This window comes from Vibrio sp. D3, assembly GCF_043995865.1.
Taxonomy (GTDB): Bacteria; Pseudomonadota; Gammaproteobacteria; order Enterobacterales; family Vibrionaceae; genus Vibrio; species Vibrio diabolicus.
This window is the reverse complement of sequence record NZ_CP171887.1, coordinates 281,872-301,943: the sequence shown is the minus strand read 5'-3', so window position 1 is coordinate 301,943 and position 20,072 is coordinate 281,872. Positions and strand designations below refer to the sequence as shown.

Annotated in this window: 22 protein-coding genes; 9 read left to right on the top strand and 13 right to left on the bottom strand. The window is 45.9% G+C overall.

Annotated features, from left to right (window positions below; translation table 11 throughout):
* Nucleotide 1: 1 nt before the first annotated feature.
* The 4 genes from ACHFJ9_RS09500 to ACHFJ9_RS09485 all read left to right on the top strand — a co-directional run bounded on the left by ACHFJ9_RS09500 (nt 2) and on the right by ACHFJ9_RS09485 (nt 3,713).
* Entirely contained in the window at nt 2–730 is a 729-nt protein-coding gene (locus ACHFJ9_RS09500) for an ABC transporter ATP-binding protein (protein ID WP_124007396.1), read from the top strand.
* Nucleotides 727–1,986 (top strand): ABC transporter permease, encoded by a 1,260-nt coding sequence (locus ACHFJ9_RS09495; protein WP_395356620.1) that lies wholly within the window; start codon nt 727–729, stop codon nt 1,984–1,986. The genes ACHFJ9_RS09500 and ACHFJ9_RS09495 overlap by 4 nt, the downstream gene beginning before the upstream one ends.
* Nucleotides 1,987–1,990: 4 nt before the next feature.
* Nucleotides 1,991–2,485: a DUF3299 domain-containing protein gene (locus tag ACHFJ9_RS09490; protein WP_395356618.1), complete on the top strand. Its 495-nt coding sequence runs from the start codon at nt 1,991–1,993 to the stop codon at nt 2,483–2,485.
* Between the two features lie 322 nt (nt 2,486–2,807).
* The gene (locus ACHFJ9_RS09485; RefSeq protein ID WP_164666526.1) at nt 2,808–3,713 is read left to right on the top strand and encodes a TIGR03899 family protein; all 906 of its coding nucleotides are present in this window, start codon (nt 2,808–2,810) and stop codon (nt 3,711–3,713) included.
* An 89-nt stretch (nt 3,714–3,802) separates the two neighbouring features.
* Here the strand turns inward: ACHFJ9_RS09485 and cysC are convergent, their stop codons facing one another.
* The 5 genes from cysC to cobA form a co-directional block, all read right to left on the bottom strand.
* Nucleotides 3,803–4,420, bottom strand: coding sequence for an adenylyl-sulfate kinase (gene cysC / locus ACHFJ9_RS09480; protein WP_005392350.1), 618 nt, complete (start codon nt 4,418–4,420; stop codon nt 3,803–3,805).
* 24 nt (nt 4,421–4,444) lie between these two features.
* Nucleotides 4,445–6,169 carry an SLC13 family permease gene (locus ACHFJ9_RS09475; RefSeq protein WP_005392351.1) on the bottom strand — a complete coding sequence of 575 codons (1,725 nt, stop codon included), beginning with the start codon at nt 6,167–6,169 and terminating at the stop codon, nt 4,445–4,447.
* 252 nt (nt 6,170–6,421) lie between these two features.
* Nucleotides 6,422–7,852 carry a sulfate adenylyltransferase subunit CysN gene (gene cysN / locus ACHFJ9_RS09470; protein ID WP_046874053.1) on the bottom strand — a complete coding sequence of 477 codons (1,431 nt, stop codon included), beginning with the start codon at nt 7,850–7,852 and terminating at the stop codon, nt 6,422–6,424.
* An 18-nt stretch (nt 7,853–7,870) separates the two neighbouring features.
* Nucleotides 7,871–8,779, bottom strand: coding sequence for a sulfate adenylyltransferase subunit CysD (cysD, locus tag ACHFJ9_RS09465; protein ID WP_005379592.1), 909 nt, complete (start codon nt 8,777–8,779; stop codon nt 7,871–7,873).
* A gap of 59 nt (nt 8,780–8,838) precedes the next feature.
* A complete protein-coding gene (gene cobA, locus ACHFJ9_RS09460) occupies nt 8,839–9,714 on the bottom strand; it encodes a uroporphyrinogen-III C-methyltransferase (RefSeq protein ID WP_258432520.1) in 876 nt (291 codons plus the stop codon).
* A 276-nt stretch (nt 9,715–9,990) separates the two neighbouring features.
* Between cobA and cpdB the strand changes: the two genes are divergently transcribed.
* Nucleotides 9,991–11,952, top strand: a complete 1,962-nt coding sequence (cpdB, locus tag ACHFJ9_RS09455) for a 2',3'-cyclic-nucleotide 2'-phosphodiesterase (RefSeq protein WP_395356614.1) — start codon at nt 9,991–9,993, stop codon at nt 11,950–11,952.
* Between the two features lie 97 nt (nt 11,953–12,049).
* Nucleotides 12,050–12,628: a Crp/Fnr family transcriptional regulator gene (locus ACHFJ9_RS09450; protein WP_012841168.1), complete on the top strand. Its 579-nt coding sequence runs from the start codon at nt 12,050–12,052 to the stop codon at nt 12,626–12,628.
* Nucleotides 12,629–12,671: 43 nt separating this feature from the next.
* On the opposite strand, the gene dbpA is transcribed toward ACHFJ9_RS09450, so the two are convergent.
* A complete protein-coding gene (dbpA, locus tag ACHFJ9_RS09445; protein ID WP_047009023.1) occupies nt 12,672–14,051 on the bottom strand; it encodes an ATP-dependent RNA helicase DbpA in 1,380 nt (459 codons plus the stop codon).
* Between the two features lie 142 nt (nt 14,052–14,193).
* Between dbpA and ACHFJ9_RS09440 the strand changes: the two genes are divergently transcribed.
* Nucleotides 14,194–14,655, top strand: coding sequence for a GNAT family N-acetyltransferase (locus ACHFJ9_RS09440; RefSeq protein ID WP_395207205.1), 462 nt, complete (start codon nt 14,194–14,196; stop codon nt 14,653–14,655).
* 85 nt (nt 14,656–14,740) lie between these two features.
* Here ACHFJ9_RS09440 and ACHFJ9_RS09435 read toward each other — a convergent pair whose 3' ends face one another.
* Complete coding sequence (locus ACHFJ9_RS09435; protein ID WP_047009022.1) at nt 14,741–15,337, bottom strand: LysM-like peptidoglycan-binding domain-containing protein; 597 nt, start codon at nt 15,335–15,337, stop codon at nt 14,741–14,743.
* Between the two features lie 232 nt (nt 15,338–15,569).
* On the opposite strand from ACHFJ9_RS09435, the gene ACHFJ9_RS09430 reads away from it, so the two are divergent.
* Together ACHFJ9_RS09430 and ACHFJ9_RS09425 are read left to right on the top strand one after the other, a co-directional pair.
* Nucleotides 15,570–16,190, top strand: a complete 621-nt coding sequence (locus ACHFJ9_RS09430; protein ID WP_005392370.1) for an FKBP-type peptidyl-prolyl cis-trans isomerase — start codon at nt 15,570–15,572, stop codon at nt 16,188–16,190.
* 154 nt (nt 16,191–16,344) lie between these two features.
* Nucleotides 16,345–16,824: a DUF2780 domain-containing protein gene (locus tag ACHFJ9_RS09425; RefSeq protein WP_048626581.1), complete on the top strand. Its 480-nt coding sequence runs from the start codon at nt 16,345–16,347 to the stop codon at nt 16,822–16,824.
* A 135-nt stretch (nt 16,825–16,959) separates the two neighbouring features.
* Here the strand turns inward: ACHFJ9_RS09425 and rplQ are convergent, their stop codons facing one another.
* From rplQ to rpmJ, 6 genes are all read right to left on the bottom strand, one after another.
* The gene (gene rplQ, locus ACHFJ9_RS09420; RefSeq protein ID WP_005383141.1) at nt 16,960–17,340 is read right to left on the bottom strand and encodes a 50S ribosomal protein L17; all 381 of its coding nucleotides are present in this window, start codon (nt 17,338–17,340) and stop codon (nt 16,960–16,962) included.
* 26 nt (nt 17,341–17,366) lie between these two features.
* The gene (locus tag ACHFJ9_RS09415; protein WP_005383143.1) at nt 17,367–18,359 is read right to left on the bottom strand and encodes a DNA-directed RNA polymerase subunit alpha; all 993 of its coding nucleotides are present in this window, start codon (nt 18,357–18,359) and stop codon (nt 17,367–17,369) included.
* A 24-nt stretch (nt 18,360–18,383) separates the two neighbouring features.
* Nucleotides 18,384–19,004 carry a 30S ribosomal protein S4 gene (gene rpsD, locus ACHFJ9_RS09410; protein WP_005383146.1) on the bottom strand — a complete coding sequence of 207 codons (621 nt, stop codon included), beginning with the start codon at nt 19,002–19,004 and terminating at the stop codon, nt 18,384–18,386.
* A gap of 27 nt (nt 19,005–19,031) precedes the next feature.
* Nucleotides 19,032–19,421 (bottom strand): 30S ribosomal protein S11, encoded by a 390-nt coding sequence (gene rpsK, locus ACHFJ9_RS09405; protein WP_001118870.1) that lies wholly within the window; start codon nt 19,419–19,421, stop codon nt 19,032–19,034.
* Nucleotides 19,422–19,439: 18 nt separating this feature from the next.
* Nucleotides 19,440–19,796, bottom strand: a complete 357-nt coding sequence (rpsM, locus tag ACHFJ9_RS09400; protein ID WP_005383154.1) for a 30S ribosomal protein S13 — start codon at nt 19,794–19,796, stop codon at nt 19,440–19,442.
* Nucleotides 19,797–19,945: 149 nt separating this feature from the next.
* On the bottom strand, nt 19,946–20,059 hold the full coding sequence (gene rpmJ, locus ACHFJ9_RS09395; protein ID WP_000868186.1) for a 50S ribosomal protein L36: 114 nt from the start codon (nt 20,057–20,059) through the stop codon (nt 19,946–19,948).
* Nucleotides 20,060–20,072: the final 13 nt, after the last annotated feature.

Here is a 20,072-nt window from a genome sequence, read left to right as displayed (position 1 = left end):
TATGACTGAAATCATGTCAAACGTTGTTGAGCTAAATAATGCCCAGTTTGTCTGGCCCGGTTCAACACACGTAACCATTCATATTCCACAGTTACATATTGCCCAAGGTGAGCACGTATTTATCAAAGGTCCCAGCGGCTGCGGTAAATCTACGCTGCTTGCCCTACTAACTGGCATCAACACGTTAACATCAGGCGCTCTATCCGTACTGAATACTGACCTTGTTAGTTTAAGTGCAAGTCAAAGAGACAAATTTCGCGCCGATCACATTGGCTATATCTTTCAGCAGTTCAATTTATTGCCTTATTTAAACGTACTTGAAAACGTACTACTGCCTTGCCAATTCAGTCAAACACGACGTGGCCGCGCTCTTTCAAGAACGTCATCTCAAATGTTAGAAGAGCAAGCTCAAGCTCTGCTTGAAAGACTCCACCTACCCAGCGAGCTTCATGCGCGTCCTGTATCGGAACTGAGCATTGGCCAACAACAACGTGTTGCGGCTGCACGAGCACTCATTGGGTATCCGGGGTTAGTGATTGCTGACGAGCCAACCTCCGCTTTAGACCACGATAACCGTAAAGCGTTTATTGAACTCCTGATGGAGCAAACGAATCAAGCCAACGCTACGCTGATCTTCGTCAGTCACGATCCAACGCTTGAGCCCTTATTTGACCGCACACTTAACCTACCAGATATTAACCAAGCATCTGACCTAGGAGCCGCATCATGAGCGCTGTTGCAAAGCTCGCGTGGAAGAGCTTAATCAATCGTAAGGCGACGGCAATATTAACCATCATGACAGTCGCGATTTCTGTCGTACTCCTTTTAGGAGTAGAACGTATTCGTACTCAGGCAAAAGATAGCTTCGCCAATACCATTTCAGGCACCGACCTCATCATTGGTGGCCGTTCTGGACAAGTGAACTTGCTGCTCTACTCTGTGTTTCGCATTGGCAATGCCACCAACAACATTGACTGGAAGAGCTACCAAGAGTTTGCCAATCATCGAGCAGTAGATTGGGCGATTCCAATCTCACTTGGCGACTCGCACAAAGGATTCCGAGTCATGGGAACCAACCACAGCTATTTTGAACACTATAAATTCGGAAGTAAGCAATCACTAACCTTTTCAGAAGGCCAAGAATTCAATGGTTTATTTGAAACCGTGCTCGGTTCTGATGTCGCAAAACAGCTGGGGTATCACGTCGGTAGTGAAATCATCATTGCCCACGGCATTAGTGATGTAGGCTTTAGCCGACATGACAACCTACCATTCAAAGTTGTCGGTATTCTTGCGCCCACTGGCACGCCAGTCGACAAAACCGTTCATGTCTCGCTAGAAGCTATCGAAGCGATTCACGTCGGATGGGAAAGCGGTGCACGTTTAGGCCCAACACCCAAAGCACAAGATCTCAAAAACAGAGACTTTCAGCCCAAGCAAATTACCGCGATGCTGGTCGGTTTGAAATCTCGTATTCAGACTTTCGCCCTACAAAGGCAAATCAACACTTATCCCAAAGAACCGCTTAGCGCGATTATGCCCGGGGTTGCGTTGCATGAACTGTGGGGAATGATGTCTGTTGCCGAGCAAGCCTTAATGGCAGTGTCTGGCTTTGTGGTGATTGCAGGATTACTCGGCATGCTAAGCAGCTTATTAACTAGCTTACAGGAGCGCCGCCGTGAAATGGCGATTTTGCGCGCTATGGGGGCAAGACCTCGTCATGTTTTCTCACTGTTGATCAGCGAAGCCAGTCTACTCACTGCTGCCGGAATTGTGACCGGAGTGGCAGGGCTGTATGCCATTCTCGCCATCGTGCAACCCATCATTCAACAGCATTATGGAATACATCTGACTTTAAGCCTCTTATCGCCCTATGAATGGATGCTATTAGGTTTCGTACAAAGCGCTGGAATTGTAATTGGTTTCATCCCGGCTTTTCGCGCCTACCGACAGTCACTAAGTGACGGAATGACAATAAGGATTTAATAAAATGTGGATAAAAATACTCGCAAGTTGCTTGCTGATCGTCTCATTTATAGCGCCAGTACTCGCAAGCGAGGAGCCATTAACGCTCGACTGGATTGATCTAGTACCTGAGAAAGAACGCAAACTGTTCGACAGTGTGGGCATGCCAGCTTCTGATCACAGTGGCGGCGCAGCGCAACAGTCTAAAATTGGTAACGTTCGACCAGAGCTAAATGGAAGCCAAGTTAAAATCCCGGGCTTTGTCATCCCGCTTGAAGGTGACGCGAATACCGTCACCGAGTTTTTGTTGGTGCCATACTTTGGAGCTTGTATCCACGTACCACCACCGCCACCAAACCAAATCATTTACGTGAAGTTTCCCAAAGGCGCACCCGTTCAAGAACTGTGGGATGTCATATATGTGATTGGAGAGTTGAAAACCGAGACGATAAGCCACGAGCTGGCTGAAACGGCTTACGTTATTGAGGGATCGAAAATAGAAGCCTACGACGATATGTAGTTTAAGTCGTTGACATGCATCGGTACACCTAAGGCGTCACATCGGCGCCTTTTTTAGTTCTGTGTTACACGATATAACGAGACAAATACGCTAATACGCCAACATAAATAACCAAAAGAAACGCTATCGACAGGTGCTTTTTGAGTTTACCTGCTTCTGAGAACTTCATTGTCCCTCCAAAATAACGATAACAATTTTAACAACTCATTATCATTTTGGATAGCCCTATTCGTTCAAAAACTGAGAACTCCTATCTGGTCGCCTGGTTAGATAAGGTGTAAATTTAAACAAGCGAACAGCGCAGTTCTTGGTAGGAAAATTAATGGCAGAACCGACAAAGCAACCTGTTGTCATCGAACATCAGTCAAACGCACAAAAAAATACGCAACAAGAAAAGAAGCAGGGCTACATCAAAGACAGTGCCAGCAAGGTAAAAACCATTGCCCAAATACACGGTCTTGATGCCTTACTACAAACCGATCCACCAGCCAAATCCGCGCTTGAAAGAGCCCAACTGCGTGAACAGAGACGCCAAGAACAGCGACAAAAAAACCTAGAGCAGATTTTAAAGCTAGCACACAGTTCATGCCGAGATGAAACTGCCGGAGAGCCCGACCAAGACTGGTTGTATCGTTTTTTTGAAATGGCTCAAGACATCCATAACAGCGCGATGCAAAAGTTATGGGCTCAAGTGATGAAGCGTGAAGTGACAAACCCAGGCTCGACGTCTATGAAAGCGCTCAAAATCCTCAAAGATATGTCACCAAAAGAAGCGCAAACTCTGCAAAGAGCCGCCTCTCTGGCGTGCAGTTTTGGAGGGGATCACAGTCGCAAGCTGTTAATTGGTTATAAAGCGCAAGGAGGAATATTTAGCTTCGGCAAACGAGACATCGCCAACAGCTTAAACATGGGAAGTTTTCAGTTGCCCTATTCAAGTTTGTTGCTGTTGATTGAACTAGGGTTACTGCATAGTACCGAGCTTGAATCTGGCGAAATTGGTATCGAGACGCCATTGATCCTCACCTACCAAGGTAAAAACTTGTCGCTGAACGTGAACAGCAAAGGCGTCCGTCTTTTATATTACCGCTTCACGCCAACAGGCAATGAACTCTGTACCTTGCTCGGTAACAAACCACATGCCGACTACTACGACCAAATGCTTGCGCTTTTAAATCATAGATTTAGTGTCCATAGTGACGCTAAAAGTACGGTTCATCATACCGTGTAGGCAGTTTGAGAAGCATTTGACCACCCATGATCCAAATGCTTCTTAAGCCGATCAAAGAGCTTGAGGTCACCAATGATCCAAATGCTTATTTATCGGATCACTGCACGCGACTTAAGCGCTTCCAAGCACAAGTCCACCAGCTCATCGACGCTTTTTTCGCCCGCTGGTAAATCGACTTCCGGATTCTTCGGTGCTTGATATTCAGAATCAATACCAGTGAAGTTAGGAATTTCTCCCGCACGTGCTTTGCGGTACAAACCTTTAGGATCGCGACCTTCGCAGACTTCTAGAGATGCATTGACGAACACTTCGATAAACTCACCTTCTGGCAATAAGTCGCGCACTAGCTGTCGCTCTGCACGATGCGGTGAAATGAACGCCGACAACACAATTAAGCCTGCATCCGCCATCAGTTTAGCCAGTTCACCAATACGACGAATGTTCTCGCGACGATCCTGCTCAGAAAAGCCCAAATCACTACACAGGCCATGTCGCACATTGTCACCATCCAATAAATAAGTGTGGTAACCCAATGCTGCAAGGCGATTTTCCAACGCCCCCGCTACGGTTGATTTACCCGCTCCAGATAAGCCGGTAAACCACAATACGGCAGGTTTTTGTTTCTTTAATTCAGCACGAAACTGTTTATCAACCGAATGCTGGTGCCAAACAATGTTTTCATCTTTTACCGTCGTTTCGGCAGTCATAACGTATCCTTGTAAATATCGGAATTAAAACGGGAAGAAGACCGGAATCAAAGTAAGTACTAATACAGAGTACACAATCGAAATCGGCACACCAATTCTCACATAGTCGGTCAATTTGTAATTTCCTACGCTGTACACCAGCAAGTTGGTTTGATAACCGTAGGGAGAAATAAAGCTCGCACTGGCGCCAAACAAGACCGCCATAATGAATGGCATCGGATCAACGCCATAACCGACCGCCATGCTATAGCCAATAGGAAAAGAAAGCGCAGCCGCGGCATTGTTCGTCACCAGTTCAGTAAGAACTAATGTCATGATGTAAGTTGCGACCAAGGCTCCAAACACGCCCCAGCCATTGAACGCTTCAATAAACATCGCTCCCATTCTCTCTGACAAGCCTGAAGAGATCATCAATTGAGCGATGGACAAAGCAGAGCCGACAATCACAACGATATCAATTGGAAAACGGCGGCGCAGTTCTGAAATCTGTACAATGCCAAACGCGATAAGTGCGATAAGATACGCGGCAAGGCCTTTAATAATTGGTACTAGCTCTAACAACGCACACCCAATTACGGCAGCAAAGCCCAGTAGTACGATGGAGGATTTATTCGTATCAAGCCGAGCGCTAGAGTCCAAATCATGCACTAAAACAAACTCTTTACGATGAGCTCGGCGCTCCGATTCAAAACGCTTCCCCGGAACCAGAACTAACGTGTCACCTGGCGCTAAGGTAATGCTACCCAAACCGCCCTCTAAGCGCTCATGGCCACGACGAATAGCGACAACAACGGCATCAAAGCGATCGCGGAATCGGCTCTCTTTGAGTGTTTTATAGCAAAACGTTGCGGATGAGCTCACCACAACTTCGATAAAGTTTTGCCCATTCAAGTGCTGCTGACCAAAAAGCTTGAGGCCCGGAATTTCTTGCAGGGTCGCGACGCTCTCAACATCACCACAAAACAACAAACGGTCTTTCGCATTGAGTACGAAATCCGGTCCTACAGAGGAAACCGTCACGCCATCTCGTACAACCTCCGCAAGAAACAGTTTGCGCAGCGCACGTAAATTATTCTCGCTGACCGTGCGCCCAACTAACGGTGAACCAGGCTCTACGCGAGATTCGAGAAAGTACGGTAAATCTTCTTGGCTTTGATCATCGTAGTTCGGCAGTAAGTAACTGAGCGGGATAAGAATCAGCATTCCTCCCACCAACACCGCCAAGCCAATCATCGTGGGTGTAAAAAAGCTCAGGCTCGGCAAACCGGCATCTTCAACAAAGCTGTTGATGATTAAGTTAGTCGACGTACCTATCAAAGTTAATGTGCCACCAAAAATGGCGGCGTAAGACAGCGGGATGAGTAATTTCGAAGGCGCATGCTGCTGATTACGCTTAATCGCCCCAATCAATGAGACAACCACGGCGGTATTATTCGTGAATGAAGAGAGCAAGGCCGTTGATACACCGAGCTTAGCGATCACACTACCTAACTGGCCTTCAGAAATACTACGGCTCACCCAACTGATTAGTAACGTTTTTTCTAAAGCACACGATGCAAGAATCAACAGAACCAGAGTCAATAACGAAGAGTTGGTAAAGTTGGATGCGATCGTGGCTGAATCCATCATTCCCGCCATAAATGCAATAAAAGCGGCACCCGCAAAGACATAACTAGGCTTAATTTTTGTGACAAGCAAACAAGTGATAATGCCAAGCAAAATCGCTAATACAAACCCTTGTTCCCACATAGCCTTTCCTTACCAAATCGCCCAAAGGGCACAACAACGGCTCATTTATCCGTGAGACACCAGACAAACGAGTAAACAGACCAAAATCAGCGTAAGCGAAAAGAACATCAGAATGCTCGGTTTTCTTGGGCTTCACCGAAGCATTCTGGTATTAGGAGAATAACCTAACTGCATTTCGCAACTCAGTTAGGCAGCGACGCCCCAAGCACAACAACAGACAGAATCAGAGCTTATCGTGCTCGGGCGCGCCAATTACTTTTTCAGCAATTGGCTGACGTCTTTTGCTTCCCAGTGTGGGAAGTGTTTACGCACAAGTGCATTCAGCTCAACTTCAAACGCAGAGATGTCCGTCAAATCGCGCTCAACCACCGCGAGGCTTTCTTTGACCATGCCTGCACCGACCGTCACGTTCGTCAGACGATCGATAATGATGAAGCCGCCGGTATCAGCACAATCTTGGTAATTATCCAGCGCAACTGACTCATTGAGAGACCATTCACACAAGCCAATACCATTCAATGGCAGCTCAGCCGCACTATGAGTCGATAGGTTGTTGATATCATATTGGTGACGAATCGCTTCAACATGGCCCACAGTTTTCTTACCCGCGATTTTGATGTCGTAGTCACGACCCGGTTGCAGAGGTTGCTCTGTCATCCATACCACATCGGCAAGCAAGTGGTTTGTGGTTTCCACTTGAGCATTGTCTAGGACAATCAAATCGCCACGGCTAATATCGATCTCATCGCTTAGCGTCAGAGTGACCGCCAACCCAGCACGAGCTTCCTCAATATCACCATCAAACGTAACAATACGTGCCACGGTTGACGTTTTCCCCGATGGCAATGCTTTGATGGCATCACCGACTTTGATCGAACCTGAAGAAATCGTCCCCGCAAAACCACGGAAATCGAGGTTAGGACGGTTAACGTATTGCACAGGGAAGCGGAACTCACCCGCACCTTTTTCTTGATCCACATCGACCGTTTCAAGAAGTTCAAGCAATGACGGGCCTTTAAACCAGCTTAGGTTTTGCCCTTTATCCACCACATTGTCACCTTCAAGCGCCGAAATCGGGATGATTTGAATATCAATATCCCCGGTCAGGTTCTCAGAAAACTTAAGATACTCATCGCGGATTTCTTCAAAGCGCTCTTGCGAGTAATCCACTAAATCCATCTTGTTGATCGCCACAACAAAGTGTTTCAAACCCAGTAGGTTGGAAATAAAAGAGTGACGACGAGTTTGATCAAGAATGCCTTTACGTGCGTCGACTAAGATCACCGCTAAGTCACACGTCGATGCGCCTGTTGCCATATTACGCGTGTACTGCTCGTGCCCAGGAGTATCGGCGATGATGAACTTACGTTTCTGCGTCGAGAAATAGCGGTAAGCCACATCAATCGTGATCCCCTGCTCGCGCTCAGCTTGTAAGCCATCTACCAACAACGCAAGGTCAGGCTTTTCACCCGTGGTGCCCACACGTTGGCTGTCTGAGTGCACTGCCGCTAGCTGATCTTCATAAATTTGTTTTGAGTCATGGAGTAAGCGACCGATTAGTGTACTTTTACCGTCATCTACCGAGCCACAAGTCAAGAATCTAAGTAACGACTTGTACTGGTGTTGTGTTAAATAGCCTTCGATACCAAGCTCGGCTAATTGAGCTTCAACTGCACTGTTCATTATCTTTCCTTAGATCCTTTAGAAGTAACCTTGACGTTTCTTAAGCTCCATCGATCCTGACTGATCGTGGTCGATCGCTCGACCTTGGCGCTCACTCGACGTTGCCACCAGCATCTCTTCGATAATGCCGGTCAAAGTGTTCGCTTCAGACTCGATAGCCCCAGTTAATGGATAACAACCAAGAGTACGGAAACGCACACTCTTCTCTTCGATCACTTCACCCGGTTGAAGCTCCATACGATCATCATCAACCATGATTAGCATGCCGTCGCGTTCAACAACTGGACGTTTGTCAGCGAGATAAAGCGGTACGATCTCGATGTTTTCTAAATAGATGTATTGCCAGATATCAAGCTCCGTCCAGTTCGAAAGTGGGAATACACGAATGCTCTCCCCTTTATTGACCTGACCGTTGTACGTCTTCCACAGCTCTGGACGTTGATTTTTAGGGTCCCAGGTATGGTTCTTGTCACGGAACGAATACACTCGTTCTTTTGCGCGTGATTTTTCTTCATCACGACGAGCGCCACCAAAAGCAGCATCGAAGCCATATTTGTTTAGCGCCTGCTTAAGACCTTGCGTTTTCATGATGTCCGTATGCTTTGACGAGCCATGAACAAACGGACTGCAGCCCATTGCTAGACCTTCTGGGTTCTTATGTACCAAAAGCTCAAAGCCGTATTTGGCAGCGGTGCGATCGCGAAACTCAATCATCTCGCGGAATTTCCAGTCGGTATCGACATGCAAAAGTGGGAATGGAATTTTGCCCGGGTAAAACGCTTTACGCGCTAGGTGCAGCATCACTGATGAGTCTTTACCAATCGAATACATCATGACTGGGTTATCAAACTCAGCCGCAACTTCGCGGATAATATGGATACTCTCCGCTTCGAGTTGTTTAAGGTGAGTTAAACGTTGTTGGTCCATGTTTTGTATTTCCTTTTTAAGCTTGAAGGCGCATTACGTCTCTAATCTTTGGTCTGAAATTATATGGAGTTGGCAATAGCACTTTTGTTGAATTCAGTACTAGACAAAAACCAGTCTAACTTTTGAGACAGTCGCACTACCTCTCCGACAACAATCAAAGATGGCGATTGAGCTTCCTTCGATAAATCAGAGAGTTGGGATAGCTCTCCCGTAAATACTTTTTGTTGAATCTGCGTACCACGCTCAATAATGGCAATCGGAGTCGACGCAGAACGACCATGCTTAATGAGTTGATTCTGAATATAGTGTGATTTCATCAGCCCCATGTAGATCACTAAAGTCTGATTCCCACGAGCCAACGTGGACCAATCCATCTCATCGCTTTCTTCTTTCAAGTGGCCAGTCACAAAGATGGCCGATTGCGCGTAATCGCGATGAGTCAGTGGAATCCCAGCATAGGCCGTTGCGCCAGCTGCCGCGGTAATGCCAGGGACGACCTGAAAACGGACGCCTGCATCAGCAAGCACTTCCAGCTCTTCACCGCCACGACCGAATACAAATGGATCACCACCTTTAATGCGCACGACTTTGTAGCCCTGTTTGGCAAAGTCCACCAATAGCTGGTTCGTCTTCTCCTGCGGCACACTGTGATGCCCAGCTCGCTTCCCAACGCACACTAAAACCGTATCGCTAGGGATCAAGGCCATGATTTCTTCAGACACCAAGTAGTCGTACAAAACCACATCGGCTTGCTGCAAACAGTTCAGTGCTTTCACTGTCAAAAGTTCAGGATCACCCGGCCCCGCCCCCACTAAGGCGACTTCACTAGGCTGTAGCGATTGCTTTGCAAAACGAGTAACACCAGCTACTGGGTTATCAGAAACTAACCGGGGCTTTGGTTTAGGAAAAGAAGTGACTGAATCGTTCGTTGCCATGTGCTTGCTCATCGTCCATTGATATCGTTATGCAAGCATTATGGCGGGGCGTTTATATTACCTGAAATTCTAAAATTTCATTTTTTATTCAAAAATCTGCTAAGAAGTTTTTGTTTGGTCTCATTCAAAAAGCGTGAAAAAGTCGGCGGTTAATATGAATAAGGTTCAGTAAACTGATTTCTGTTCACAGTTTTCTGTATCTTTATCATTAAGTTGCACCAGCGTTTGATACATTACGCGGTACGATTCCCCCTTCCCATTGAATTGGAGCACCAAATGAAAGTGGCAGTTCAACCTATTTCCCTCGCAGTGTTAAGTGGCATGCTAACGCTTGCGGGCCCTGCGATGGCCGATACCATCAAGCTTCGTATTATCGAAACCACCGACATTCACACCAACGTGATGGATTACGATTACTATAAAGACCAACCATCACAGCAAATCGGTCTTAGTCGCGCTGCGACCATAGTGAAACAGGCTAAGTCCGAGGCAGAAAACACGGTATTAGTAGATAACGGCGATTTAATTCAGGGCAGCCCAATGGGCGATTACATGGCGGCGAAAGGGATTAACGCTGGCGATGTGCACCCAGTCTACAAGGCGATGAACCAACTAGACTACGATGTGGGCAACATTGGCAATCATGAGTTCAACTATGGCTTAGATTTTCTACAAAAGACGTTGGCGGGCGCTAACTTCCCTTACATCAACGCAAACGTATTTGATAAAAAAACCGGTGAGCATTACTTCAAGCCTTACCTGATCAAAACCCACACCTTTAAAGACACAAACGGCGAAGCGCATCAAATAAAAGTGGGTTATATCGGCTTTGTACCACCACAAATTATGGTGTGGGACAAGAAGAACTTAGAAGGCAAAGTCTTTGCTAAAGACATTAAGGAAACAGCAGAGAAACTGATTCCTCAAATGAAGAAAGAAGGCGCAGACGTGATTGTGGCGATTCCACACTCGGGCATTTCTACTGACCCATATAAGCTAGGCGCTGAAAACTCAGTTTACTACCTCACAGAAGTTGAAGGTATTGATGCGATTGCTTTTGGCCACTCTCACGCAGTCTTCCCAGGGAAAGACTTCGCAAACCTACCTGATGTTGATACCGAGAAAGGGACCATCAATGGTGTAACGTCCGTGATGCCGGGCCGCTGGGGAAGTCATGTAGGTGTGATGGATTTGATGCTGAAAGAGAAAGACGGCAGATGGCAAGTCGTCGAAGGCCAAGCCGAAGCACGCCCTATCTTCGATAAAGTAAATAAGAAGTCATTAGCTAAAGCCGATGAAGATATTGTGAAAGCGTTAGAAGAAGATCACAAAGGCACTCGTGAATTTGTAAACCAACCAATCGGCAAAGCAAATGATGTCATGTACAGCTTCTTGGCATTAGTGCAGGACGACCCAACCATTCAGATCGTTAACCTTGCTCAGAAAGATTACGTGGAACGCTTTATTCAAGGCGACCCAGATCTCGCTGACATTCCAGTATTGAGTGCCGCAGCACCATTTAAAGTCGGGGGGCGTAAGAACGATCCGAATAACTTCACGGAAGTAGAGTCCGGTCAGCTCACCTTCCGTAATGCTGCCGATCTTTATTTATATCCCAACACCTTGGTCGCGATGAAAGTGAAAGGTAAAGAGGTTCGCGAATGGCTAGAGTGCAGCGCGGGTCAATTCAACCACATCGACATCAACAATCCTGAACCGCAATCTTTGATTGATTGGGATAATTTCCGTACGTACAACTTCGATGTCATTGATGGGGTGAACTACCAGATCGATATCACCCAACCGCCCAAATACGATGCGAGTTGCAAAGTGATTAATCCAGATTCTCAGCGTATTGTGAATCTGACATTCAATGGTAAGCCTGTTGATTCGAAGCAGGACTTCATCATCGCAACCAATAACTACCGTGCTTATAGCAATACCTTCCCTGGTACGGGCCCAGACTTTATTGCGTTTGACGCACCAGATGAAAACCGCTCTGTCGTCGCCGCTTATATTTCTCGCGTGAGTGAAGAAAAAGGTGAAGTGACACCAAGCGCTGACAACAACTGGTCTTTCGCACCGATTAAATCCGATAAAAAGCTAGATATTCGCTTCGAAACATCTCCTAGCGATAAAGCGGCGCAATTCATTAAAGATAAAGGTCAATACCCAATGAAACGTGTCGCGACTGACGACATTGGTTTCGCGATTTACCAAATCGGTCTGAATAAGTAAGGCTGATTTGACAACAACGCTAAGCGGCTCTCATAAGCCGCTTTTTTGTTATCAATAAAACCCGTTAGAATAAAGAAAACCGTTTCTGAGTTATCACATGCACAGCGATCTTTTTTCAGACTTAGTCAATCATGGCTTCTTAGACACAGAAGCAAACCAACTTATCGAAAATGGTGAGTTACTCGAACTGCCTACGCGCCACATTCTTAACCACCAAGGAGAGTTTAGCTCGCACCTTTACTTCATTATTGAAGGGTTATGCCATGCAAGCTATCTCACTGAGCAGGGCAAAGAGTTCAGTAAAGAGTTTTATTGGGAGAAAGACTGGGTTATCGGCTTTGAGAGCATAATTAAGAACCAACCTTCGCCTTACTTATTGGAAACGCTGAGCGCTTGTCAGCTATTTTGCTTACCAATTGAAACGCTGCATCAATGGCGAGCAGAAAAACACGCCATTTACTTAAAGCTACTCGAAAACCAACTGGTTAATAAAGAGAACAAAGAACGCTTTATGCTGCTCTACTCCCCAGAGGAACGATATCAACTATTTTGCGCCCATTACCCAGACTTAAAGCTACGTATTACCGATAGCCAAATAGCTGCTTATCTTGGGATCACGCCTATCAGTTTGAGCCGAATTAAAGCTCGCTTAACTAAAGATCACACATCCAAATAAACTCGAAAAAGAAAAGGCTCTTCAAACGAAGAGCCTTTCTATGCTATTTAAGAAGCCGCGCCCGGAACTGACGCCCTTTCATCTTGCCATTACTAATGGTTTGTAGGGCCTTTTTGGCAGCTGACTTCTCGACCGCAACGTAGGCGCGCATCGGGAACAGGTGAATCTTGCCAACTTGAGAGCCTGGGATACCATTTTTCCCCGTCAGACACCCTAAGATATCACCCGGTCGTACTTTCTGTTTCTTACCGCCATCAATGTTAATCGTCACCATCTTCGCTTGGTATGGCTGCTGATTTGATTTGGCAGGCAATGTTGCTGGTACCACGTCCATATCCAGGTATTCTTCAATACGAGCTACACGCAAACCGTCTTTCTCTCCAAAGAAGCTGAACGCCAAACCTTTACTACCCGCACGGCCTGTACGACCGATACGGTGTACATGAACCTCAGGATCGCGCGATAGCTCAAAGTTAAAGACTGCATCAAGGTTATCTACGTCCAAACCACGCGCCGCGACGTCTGTTGCGACAAGGATAGAAACACTCTTGTTAGCAAACTGCACCAATGCTTGATCGCGTTCACGCTGTTCTAAATCCCCATGGATATCGATAACGCTGAACCCTTTGCGATGCAACTCATCTGCGACACTTTGCACTTCTTTTTTGGTATTGCAAAAAACCACAGCGGACTCTGGTTGGTGAGTCAGTAGCAAGTTCGCCAACGCTTCATCACGCGCTTCCGAGCCTTCAACTTTATAGAAATGCTGAGCAATGCTTGAGGTATCATGAGTCGATTCCACCTTAATGACTTCAGGCGTCTGCATAATACGCTGCGCAATTTGCTCAATTTTCTCTGGGAAAGTAGCACTGAAAAGTAGAGTTTGACGCTGCTTTGGCGCTGCATCAATAATCGCATCTAATGCGTCTTGGAAACCCATGTCCAACATGCGATCAGCTTCATCTAGCACCAAGGTATTCAGCTCGCTCAGGTTAATTCGGCCTTTCTCAAGGTGATCCAAAATACGGCCAGGTGTGCCGACTAAGATATGCGCGCCATGCTCCAGAGAACCAATTTGTGGCCCCATTGGCATCCCACCGCAGAGAGTAAGCACTTTAATATTATGAATGCCACGACCTAAAGTACGAATTTCCTTCGCGACTTGATCCGCAAGCTCACGAGTTGGACACAATACTAATGACTGGACACGAAAGCGTTTGACGTTAAGGTTCGATAAAACACCCAAACCAAATGCAGCGGTTTTACCTGAGCCCGTTTTACCCTGCCCGATGACATCACGATGTTTTAGGATTGCAGGCAAACTCAAAGCTTGAATTGGCGTCATGTGGGTGTAGTTCAGGGAATCAAGTGTGGCGAGTAACGCTGGGTTTAGCCCGACTTGATCAAAAGTTTGTTTGCTCACGGGAATATCCTCAGGTGAGATGAAAAGAGGGCACATTATCACCAGATTTGGTGGGAAAACCAGTGATAATTAACCTTTGTTAATGAGTATGAGTACAAAACAAAGTAAATTCAGTCACTCTACTCTCATGACGGATGACAACATGCTCACTTGGATTACTTTGCCCTTTGCTCAACTGACAACCACACAATTGTATACAATGATGAAATTACGTGTGGATGTATTCGTCGTTGAACAAACCTGCCCTTATCCTGAACTGGATGGCAAAGACACACTGGAAGGTGTTTATCATCTAATAGGTTACCACGGTGATGAACTTGTAGCTTGCGCACGATTGCTACCCGCTGGCACGACGTATGACAATGTGAGCATCGGTCGAGTCGTCACCAAACAAACTGCGCGTGGTGATGGTCTGGGACATAAGATGCTGGAAGAGGCATTAACACAGTGTGAAATATTGTGGCCAGGACAGACGATTGATATAGGAGCTCAAGAGCATCTCATCCAGTTTTATGCAAGTCATGGATTCAAAGTTATTTCTGATCGCTACCTAGAGGATGGTATTCCTCATGTGGATATGCGAAAAGAAGCCGTAGCGATATAACGCCTTCATTGCTAGGTCAACTAATTCAAAGATAGATAAACTAAAAAGACGCGATACCTTCGCGTCTTTAGCTCATTTGAAGCATCTACTTGTTGCGCCCAAAGGTCCCATCCGATAAGCGGAAAAACATGACGGACCGGCCGCTTTTTTCTAGTTGCAGCATATCCAACTCGCCTTCATCGCTAAGCTTAAAGCGAATCAATTGTCCTTGTTTAATTTGGCTCAGCGGCTTATCACTGCCTTCGATTTTTACTAGAGCGCTAAGATCCGCCATCGAGAGCTTATTACTTCTGAAAACCTGCGCTAACGTGTCGCCATTTTTAACCGTGTACTCTTTCCAGTCTTCGGATTTCGGCCCAGAATTCTGAGAGGTTCTTTGCTGGCTTAAACTCTGAGCGTTCAGCTGAATCGCTACGCGCTGATGATCGACCTCAGCTTGCTCAACTGATTGTTCTGTTTTATTCGGCAAAGGAATAACAAGGAGTACCAGAATCAATGGTACTAAAACCATCAAAGCTCGCTGATGGAATTTTGGTAGGCGCAGCCAAAACTGCTTAACAGGCTGTATACGCTCCAACCATTGCTCTTTGTTGAACGGCTGCTTCCAGTCGATAGCAGCGAATTTTTGTTTAACCAATTCGACATAGTCGACTTGCTGCTTTTTCTTTCTGCGACGATTCATTTTAATGAGTCCCTTAATACTTCTACTGCCAGTATAAAAATACCGACGCGGAGAGTATATGTTTTTCACTAAACTAAAATGGAATTTGGATTAAATTAGCAGAAATTTCACTTGGAGTAAGAGATAAGTCACACCCTGGCCGCCTCAATTAAGCATTCAGTCGCAATCATTTAAACCTAAGCTCGAAACTGATATCCTGTTGCCTTTATCACTCCTAACAAGAGCGACATTCATGTCTGAAATTAAATTTGAAACTGCAGAACAAAAAGCAAGCTACGGCATTGGTCTGCAAATGGGTCAGCAACTTGCAGGTTCTGGTCTTGAAGGTCTTAGCGTTGATGCTATCGCAGCGGGTATTGCAACAGCACTAACTGGTGACATGCCATCAATCGAAATTGATGAAATCAACAAAGCACTACAAGAACTTCACACTCGTGCAGAAACCGCTCGCCAAGAAGCAGCGAAAATTGCAGCAGCAGAAGGCGAAGCGTTCCTAAAAGACAACGCACTACGCCCTGAAGTTAACGTTCTAGACTCTGGCCTTCAGTACGAAATCATTTCTGAAGGTACTGGTGCAGTTCCAACAGCAGAAAGCTCAGTTCGCGTTCACTACCACGGTGAGCTAACTGACGGTACTGTATTCGATAGCTCTGTATCTCGCGGTCAGCCAGCTGAATTCCCTGTTACAGGCGTAATCAAAGGCTGGGTAGAAGCACTACAACTAATGCCTGTTGGTTCTAAGTGGAAACTATACGTACCACAAGACCTTGCGTACGGTGAGCGTGGCGCTGGTGCAGCTATCCCTCCATTCGCAGCACTAGTTTTCGAAGTAGAACTACTAGATATTCTTTAATTGAAACCATTTTCAATTATGATTTAATAAAACGGCGCATTAGCGCCGTTTTTTTTGTCTAAACTGAATAGACTTTCTCACCTCTAAACCTTTCATTCTGATAGCCTTTAAAACAATAAAATCACGTTAAAAACGCTCAACCTTCGGAGGTACTATGCGTAAAACACTCCTGACTCTGGCACTATTATCAATGAACATTGGTAGTGCACACGCATTCTTAGATTCCGTCACGCAAAAAAGTAAAGAAAGTGGCCTAATGGATATGGTAGGTAGTAGCCTGAACACTGAGTCGTCTCCATTGACAGACATGCTAACTAGCCAATTACCTGTATCTACAGAACAAGCGGCTGGAGGTAGTGGCGCACTACTCGCTTTGGCTCAAAGCCAGCTTTCACAAGAAAATAGCAGTGAATTACAGTCTTTGATTCCTGGGCTTTCAAACTTGCAAGGAGCACAAAGCTTACTGGGGAATATTGAGAATATCAGTGCAGTAAAAAGTGCATTCGATACGTTGGGTTTAGACCCCTCTATGATCAGTCAGTTTGCTCCAGTAATCTTGGATTACTTGAACAAACAAGGCGCCAGCGAGGGACTTCTAAGTTCGTTGGGCGGGTTGTGGAATAGTAGTAAATAAGCGCAAGTGATAATCACTTTTTAAATTGCCAGTCTGCATGGAGTAAAATAAATGCAGGCTGGATATAAAGATTTACTGAATCGCAGATACAAAAAAGCCGAGCTAACGCTCGGCTTTCTCGTTCTTACGAACTGATTACTCAGCAGCTTCTTCAGCAGCTGGGCGATCTACAAGCTCAATGTAAGCCATTGGAGCTTTATCACCAGCACGGAAGCCAGCTTTTAGGATACGAGTGTAACCGCCCTGACGAGCAGCAAAACGTGGACCTAGTTCGTTAAATAGTTTTGCAACTACTTCGTTGTCACGAGTACGTGCAAATGCTAGACGACGGTTAGCAACACTGTCAGTCTTAGCTAGTGTAATCAAAGGCTCAACTACGCGACGTAGCTCTTTTGCTTTTGGCAAAGTAGTCTTGATAACTTCATGACGTACTAGAGAGCTAGCCATGTTGCTGAACATCGCTTTGCGATGTGAGCTGTTGCGGTTGAGTTGACGACCACTCTTACGATGGCGCATGACCTAATCCTTCTAACTAGTATCGATTAATCTTCAGCGATTGATGCAGGTGGCCAGTTTTCTAGGCGCATGCCCAGAGACAGACCACGTGACGCAAGTACGTCTTTAATCTCAGTAAGAGATTTTTTACCAAGGTTAGGCGTTTTAAGTAGCTCAACCTCAGTACGTTGTACTAGATCACCGATGTAGTGAATCGCTTCTGCTTTCAGACAGTTAGCAGAGCGAACTGTTAGTTCAAGATCGTCTACAGGACGCAGTAGGATCGGATCGAATTCTGGCTTCTCTTCTTTCTCCTCAGGAACTCGTACATCACGAAGATCTACGAATGCATCCAATTGTTCAGCTAGGATTGTAGCTGCACGACGGATTGCTTCCTCAGGTTCTAGAGTACCGTTTGTTTCCATATCGATAACAAGCTTGTCTAGATCAGTGCGCTGTTCTACACGAGCTGCTTCTACAGCGTAGGCAATTTTGTCTACTGGGCTGTAAGTAGCATCTACTAGTAGGCGACCGATTGGACGCTCGTCTTCTTCGTTATGGATACGCGCAGAAGCTGGAACATAACCACGACCACGTTCTACTTTAATACGCATTGCGATTTCAGCGTTGTCATCCGTTAGGTGACAAATAACGTGTTCAGGGTTAGCGATCTCTACATCACCATCATGGGTGATGTCACCTGCAACCACAGGGCCCGAGCCTGATTTGTTCAAAGTAATGAACACTTCATCTTTGCCTTCAGCAACACGCACTGCCAAACCTTTAAGGTTTAGAAGGATTTCAAGAATATCTTCTTGTACACCTTCTTTAGTGCTGTACTCGTGAAGTACGCCTTCGATTTCTACTTCTGTCACTGCACAACCAGGCATAGAAGATAGAAGAATGCGGCGAAGTGCATTACCCAGAGTATGACCAAAGCCACGCTCTAATGGCTCAAGAGTTACTTTTGCGTGAGTCGAGCTGATTTGTTCGATGTCAACTAGACGTGGCTTAAGAAATTCTGTTACAGAACCCTGCATTGTGTCCTCTCTTTAGTTTAAACCTTACTTAGAGTAAAGCTCGACGATCAATTGTTCGTTGATGTCAGCTGATAGATCAGAACGCTCAGGCATACGCTTGAATGTACCTTCCATCTTGCCACCATCTACTTCAATCCAAGTTGGTTTTTCACGTTGTTCAGCAACTTCTAGAGCCGCTTTAATACGAGCTTGCTGTTTAGCTTTCTCGCGAATAGAAACAACGTCATTAGCCGCTACTTTGAAAGAAGGAACGTTTACAACTTTACCGTTTACTAGGATAGCTTTGTGGCTAACTAGCTGACGTGCTTCTGCGCGAGTTGCACCAAAGCCCATGCGGTAAACTACGTTATCAAGACGACCTTCAAGAAGCTGAAGTAGGTTTTCACCAGTGTTGCCTTTTAGGCGAGCAGCTTCTTTGTAGTAGTTACGGAATTGTTTTTCTAGAACGCCGTACATACGACGTACTTTTTGCTTCTCACGAAGCTGAACGCCATACTCAGATAGACGACCGCGACGAGCGCCGTGTACACCTGGTGCGTTATCAATTTTACACTTGGTATCGATCGCGCGAACACCAGACTTAAGGAATAAGTCAGTGCCTTCACGACGGCTAAGCTTCAGCTTAGGACCCAAATATCTTGCCATGATTCTTCTCCAATTGTCCTAGAAACGTTATACGCGACGTTTCTTAGGTGGACGACAACCGTTATGAGGGATTGGTGTAGCATCAACGATGTTTGTGATGCGGAAACCAGCGGCGTTTAGTGCACGAACAGTAGATTCGCGACCTGGACCAGGACCCTTAACCATAACTTCCAAGTTCTTTAGGCCGTATTCTTTAGCCATTTCAGCACAACGCTCAGCAGCAACCTGTGCAGCGAACGGAGTAGACTTACGAGAACCACGGAAACCAGAACCACCTGCAGTAGCCCATGCAAGAGCGTTACCTTGACGGTCAGTAATGGTTACGATTGTGTTATTGAAAGAAGCATGGATGTGCGCAACGCCATCTGCAACTTGCTTGCGTACGCGCTTACGAGCGCGAGTTGGTTGTTTAGCCATTGTACTCTACCTTCCCGATTATTTCTTGATCGGCTTACGCGGACCCTTACGGGTGCGAGCGTTGGTTTTAGTACGCTGTCCACGTAGTGGTAGACTGCGACGATGACGAAGACCACGGTAACAGCCAAGGTCCATAAGACGCTTGATGTTCATAGATACTTCACGACGTAGATCACCTTCTACAGTGTACTTAGCTACACCATCACGCAGTTGATCGATCTGCTCTTCAGTTAGTTCACTGATCTTAACATTTTCAGCAATACCCACTTCAGCTAGGATAGCTTGAGAGCGAGTTTTACCGATGCCGTAGATCGCTGTTAGAGCGATTACTGCATGTTTCTGATCAGGAATGTTAATGCCTGCTATACGGGCCATTATTCACTCCTAAGTGTTTCTATAAAAGAATTAGCCGCAGCAAAGCCCGTTATGGATACGCTGCGGAATACTACTTCTTTTGCACGCAAAAGGTAGGCCGAGGAATATACTCGACCCAACCTTCATTTTCAAGTAAAAATTTCTGCTAATTAGCCTTGGCGCTGTTTGTGCTTTGGCTCACTGCAAATCACGCGAACGACACCGTTACGCTTGATTACTTTACAGTTACGGCAGATTTTTTTAACGGAAGCACGAACTTTCATTGCTAAACTCCGT

Coding starts and splice junctions, on each gene's coding strand:
- cysN (WP_046874053.1), bottom strand. CDS start 7,852: ATGAACAGTGCAGTTGAAGCTCAATTAGCCGAGCTTGGTATCGAAGGC.
- ACHFJ9_RS09425 (WP_048626581.1), top strand. CDS start 16,345: ATGCGTAAAACACTCCTGACTCTGGCACTATTATCAATGAACATTGGT.
- rplQ (WP_005383141.1), bottom strand. CDS start 17,340: ATGCGCCATCGTAAGAGTGGTCGTCAACTCAACCGCAACAGCTCACAT.
- ACHFJ9_RS09495 (WP_395356620.1), top strand. CDS start 727: ATGAGCGCTGTTGCAAAGCTCGCGTGGAAGAGCTTAATCAATCGTAAG.
- ACHFJ9_RS09415 (WP_005383143.1), bottom strand. CDS start 18,359: ATGCAGGGTTCTGTAACAGAATTTCTTAAGCCACGTCTAGTTGACATC.
- rpsM (WP_005383154.1), bottom strand. CDS start 19,796: ATGGCCCGTATAGCAGGCATTAACATTCCTGATCAGAAACATGCAGTA.
- ACHFJ9_RS09475 (WP_005392351.1), bottom strand. CDS start 6,169: ATGTGGGAACAAGGGTTTGTATTAGCGATTTTGCTTGGCATTATCACT.
- cysD (WP_005379592.1), bottom strand. CDS start 8,779: ATGGACCAACAACGTTTAACTCACCTTAAACAACTCGAAGCGGAGAGT.
- cobA (WP_258432520.1), bottom strand. CDS start 9,714: ATGGCAACGAACGATTCAGTCACTTCTTTTCCTAAACCAAAGCCCCGG.
- rpmJ (WP_000868186.1), bottom strand. CDS start 20,059: ATGAAAGTTCGTGCTTCCGTTAAAAAAATCTGCCGTAACTGTAAAGTA.
- ACHFJ9_RS09485 (WP_164666526.1), top strand. CDS start 2,808: ATGGCAGAACCGACAAAGCAACCTGTTGTCATCGAACATCAGTCAAAC.
- rpsK (WP_001118870.1), bottom strand. CDS start 19,421: ATGGCTAAACAACCAACTCGCGCTCGTAAGCGCGTACGCAAGCAAGTT.
- ACHFJ9_RS09450 (WP_012841168.1), top strand. CDS start 12,050: ATGCACAGCGATCTTTTTTCAGACTTAGTCAATCATGGCTTCTTAGAC.
- ACHFJ9_RS09500 (WP_124007396.1), top strand. CDS start 2: ATGACTGAAATCATGTCAAACGTTGTTGAGCTAAATAATGCCCAGTTT.
- ACHFJ9_RS09430 (WP_005392370.1), top strand. CDS start 15,570: ATGTCTGAAATTAAATTTGAAACTGCAGAACAAAAAGCAAGCTACGGC.
- ACHFJ9_RS09440 (WP_395207205.1), top strand. CDS start 14,194: ATGCTCACTTGGATTACTTTGCCCTTTGCTCAACTGACAACCACACAA.
- ACHFJ9_RS09435 (WP_047009022.1), bottom strand. CDS start 15,337: ATGAATCGTCGCAGAAAGAAAAAGCAGCAAGTCGACTATGTCGAATTG.
- rpsD (WP_005383146.1), bottom strand. CDS start 19,004: ATGGCAAGATATTTGGGTCCTAAGCTGAAGCTTAGCCGTCGTGAAGGC.
- cpdB (WP_395356614.1), top strand. CDS start 9,991: ATGAAAGTGGCAGTTCAACCTATTTCCCTCGCAGTGTTAAGTGGCATG.
- ACHFJ9_RS09490 (WP_395356618.1), top strand. CDS start 1,991: ATGTGGATAAAAATACTCGCAAGTTGCTTGCTGATCGTCTCATTTATA.
- cysC (WP_005392350.1), bottom strand. CDS start 4,420: ATGACTGCCGAAACGACGGTAAAAGATGAAAACATTGTTTGGCACCAG.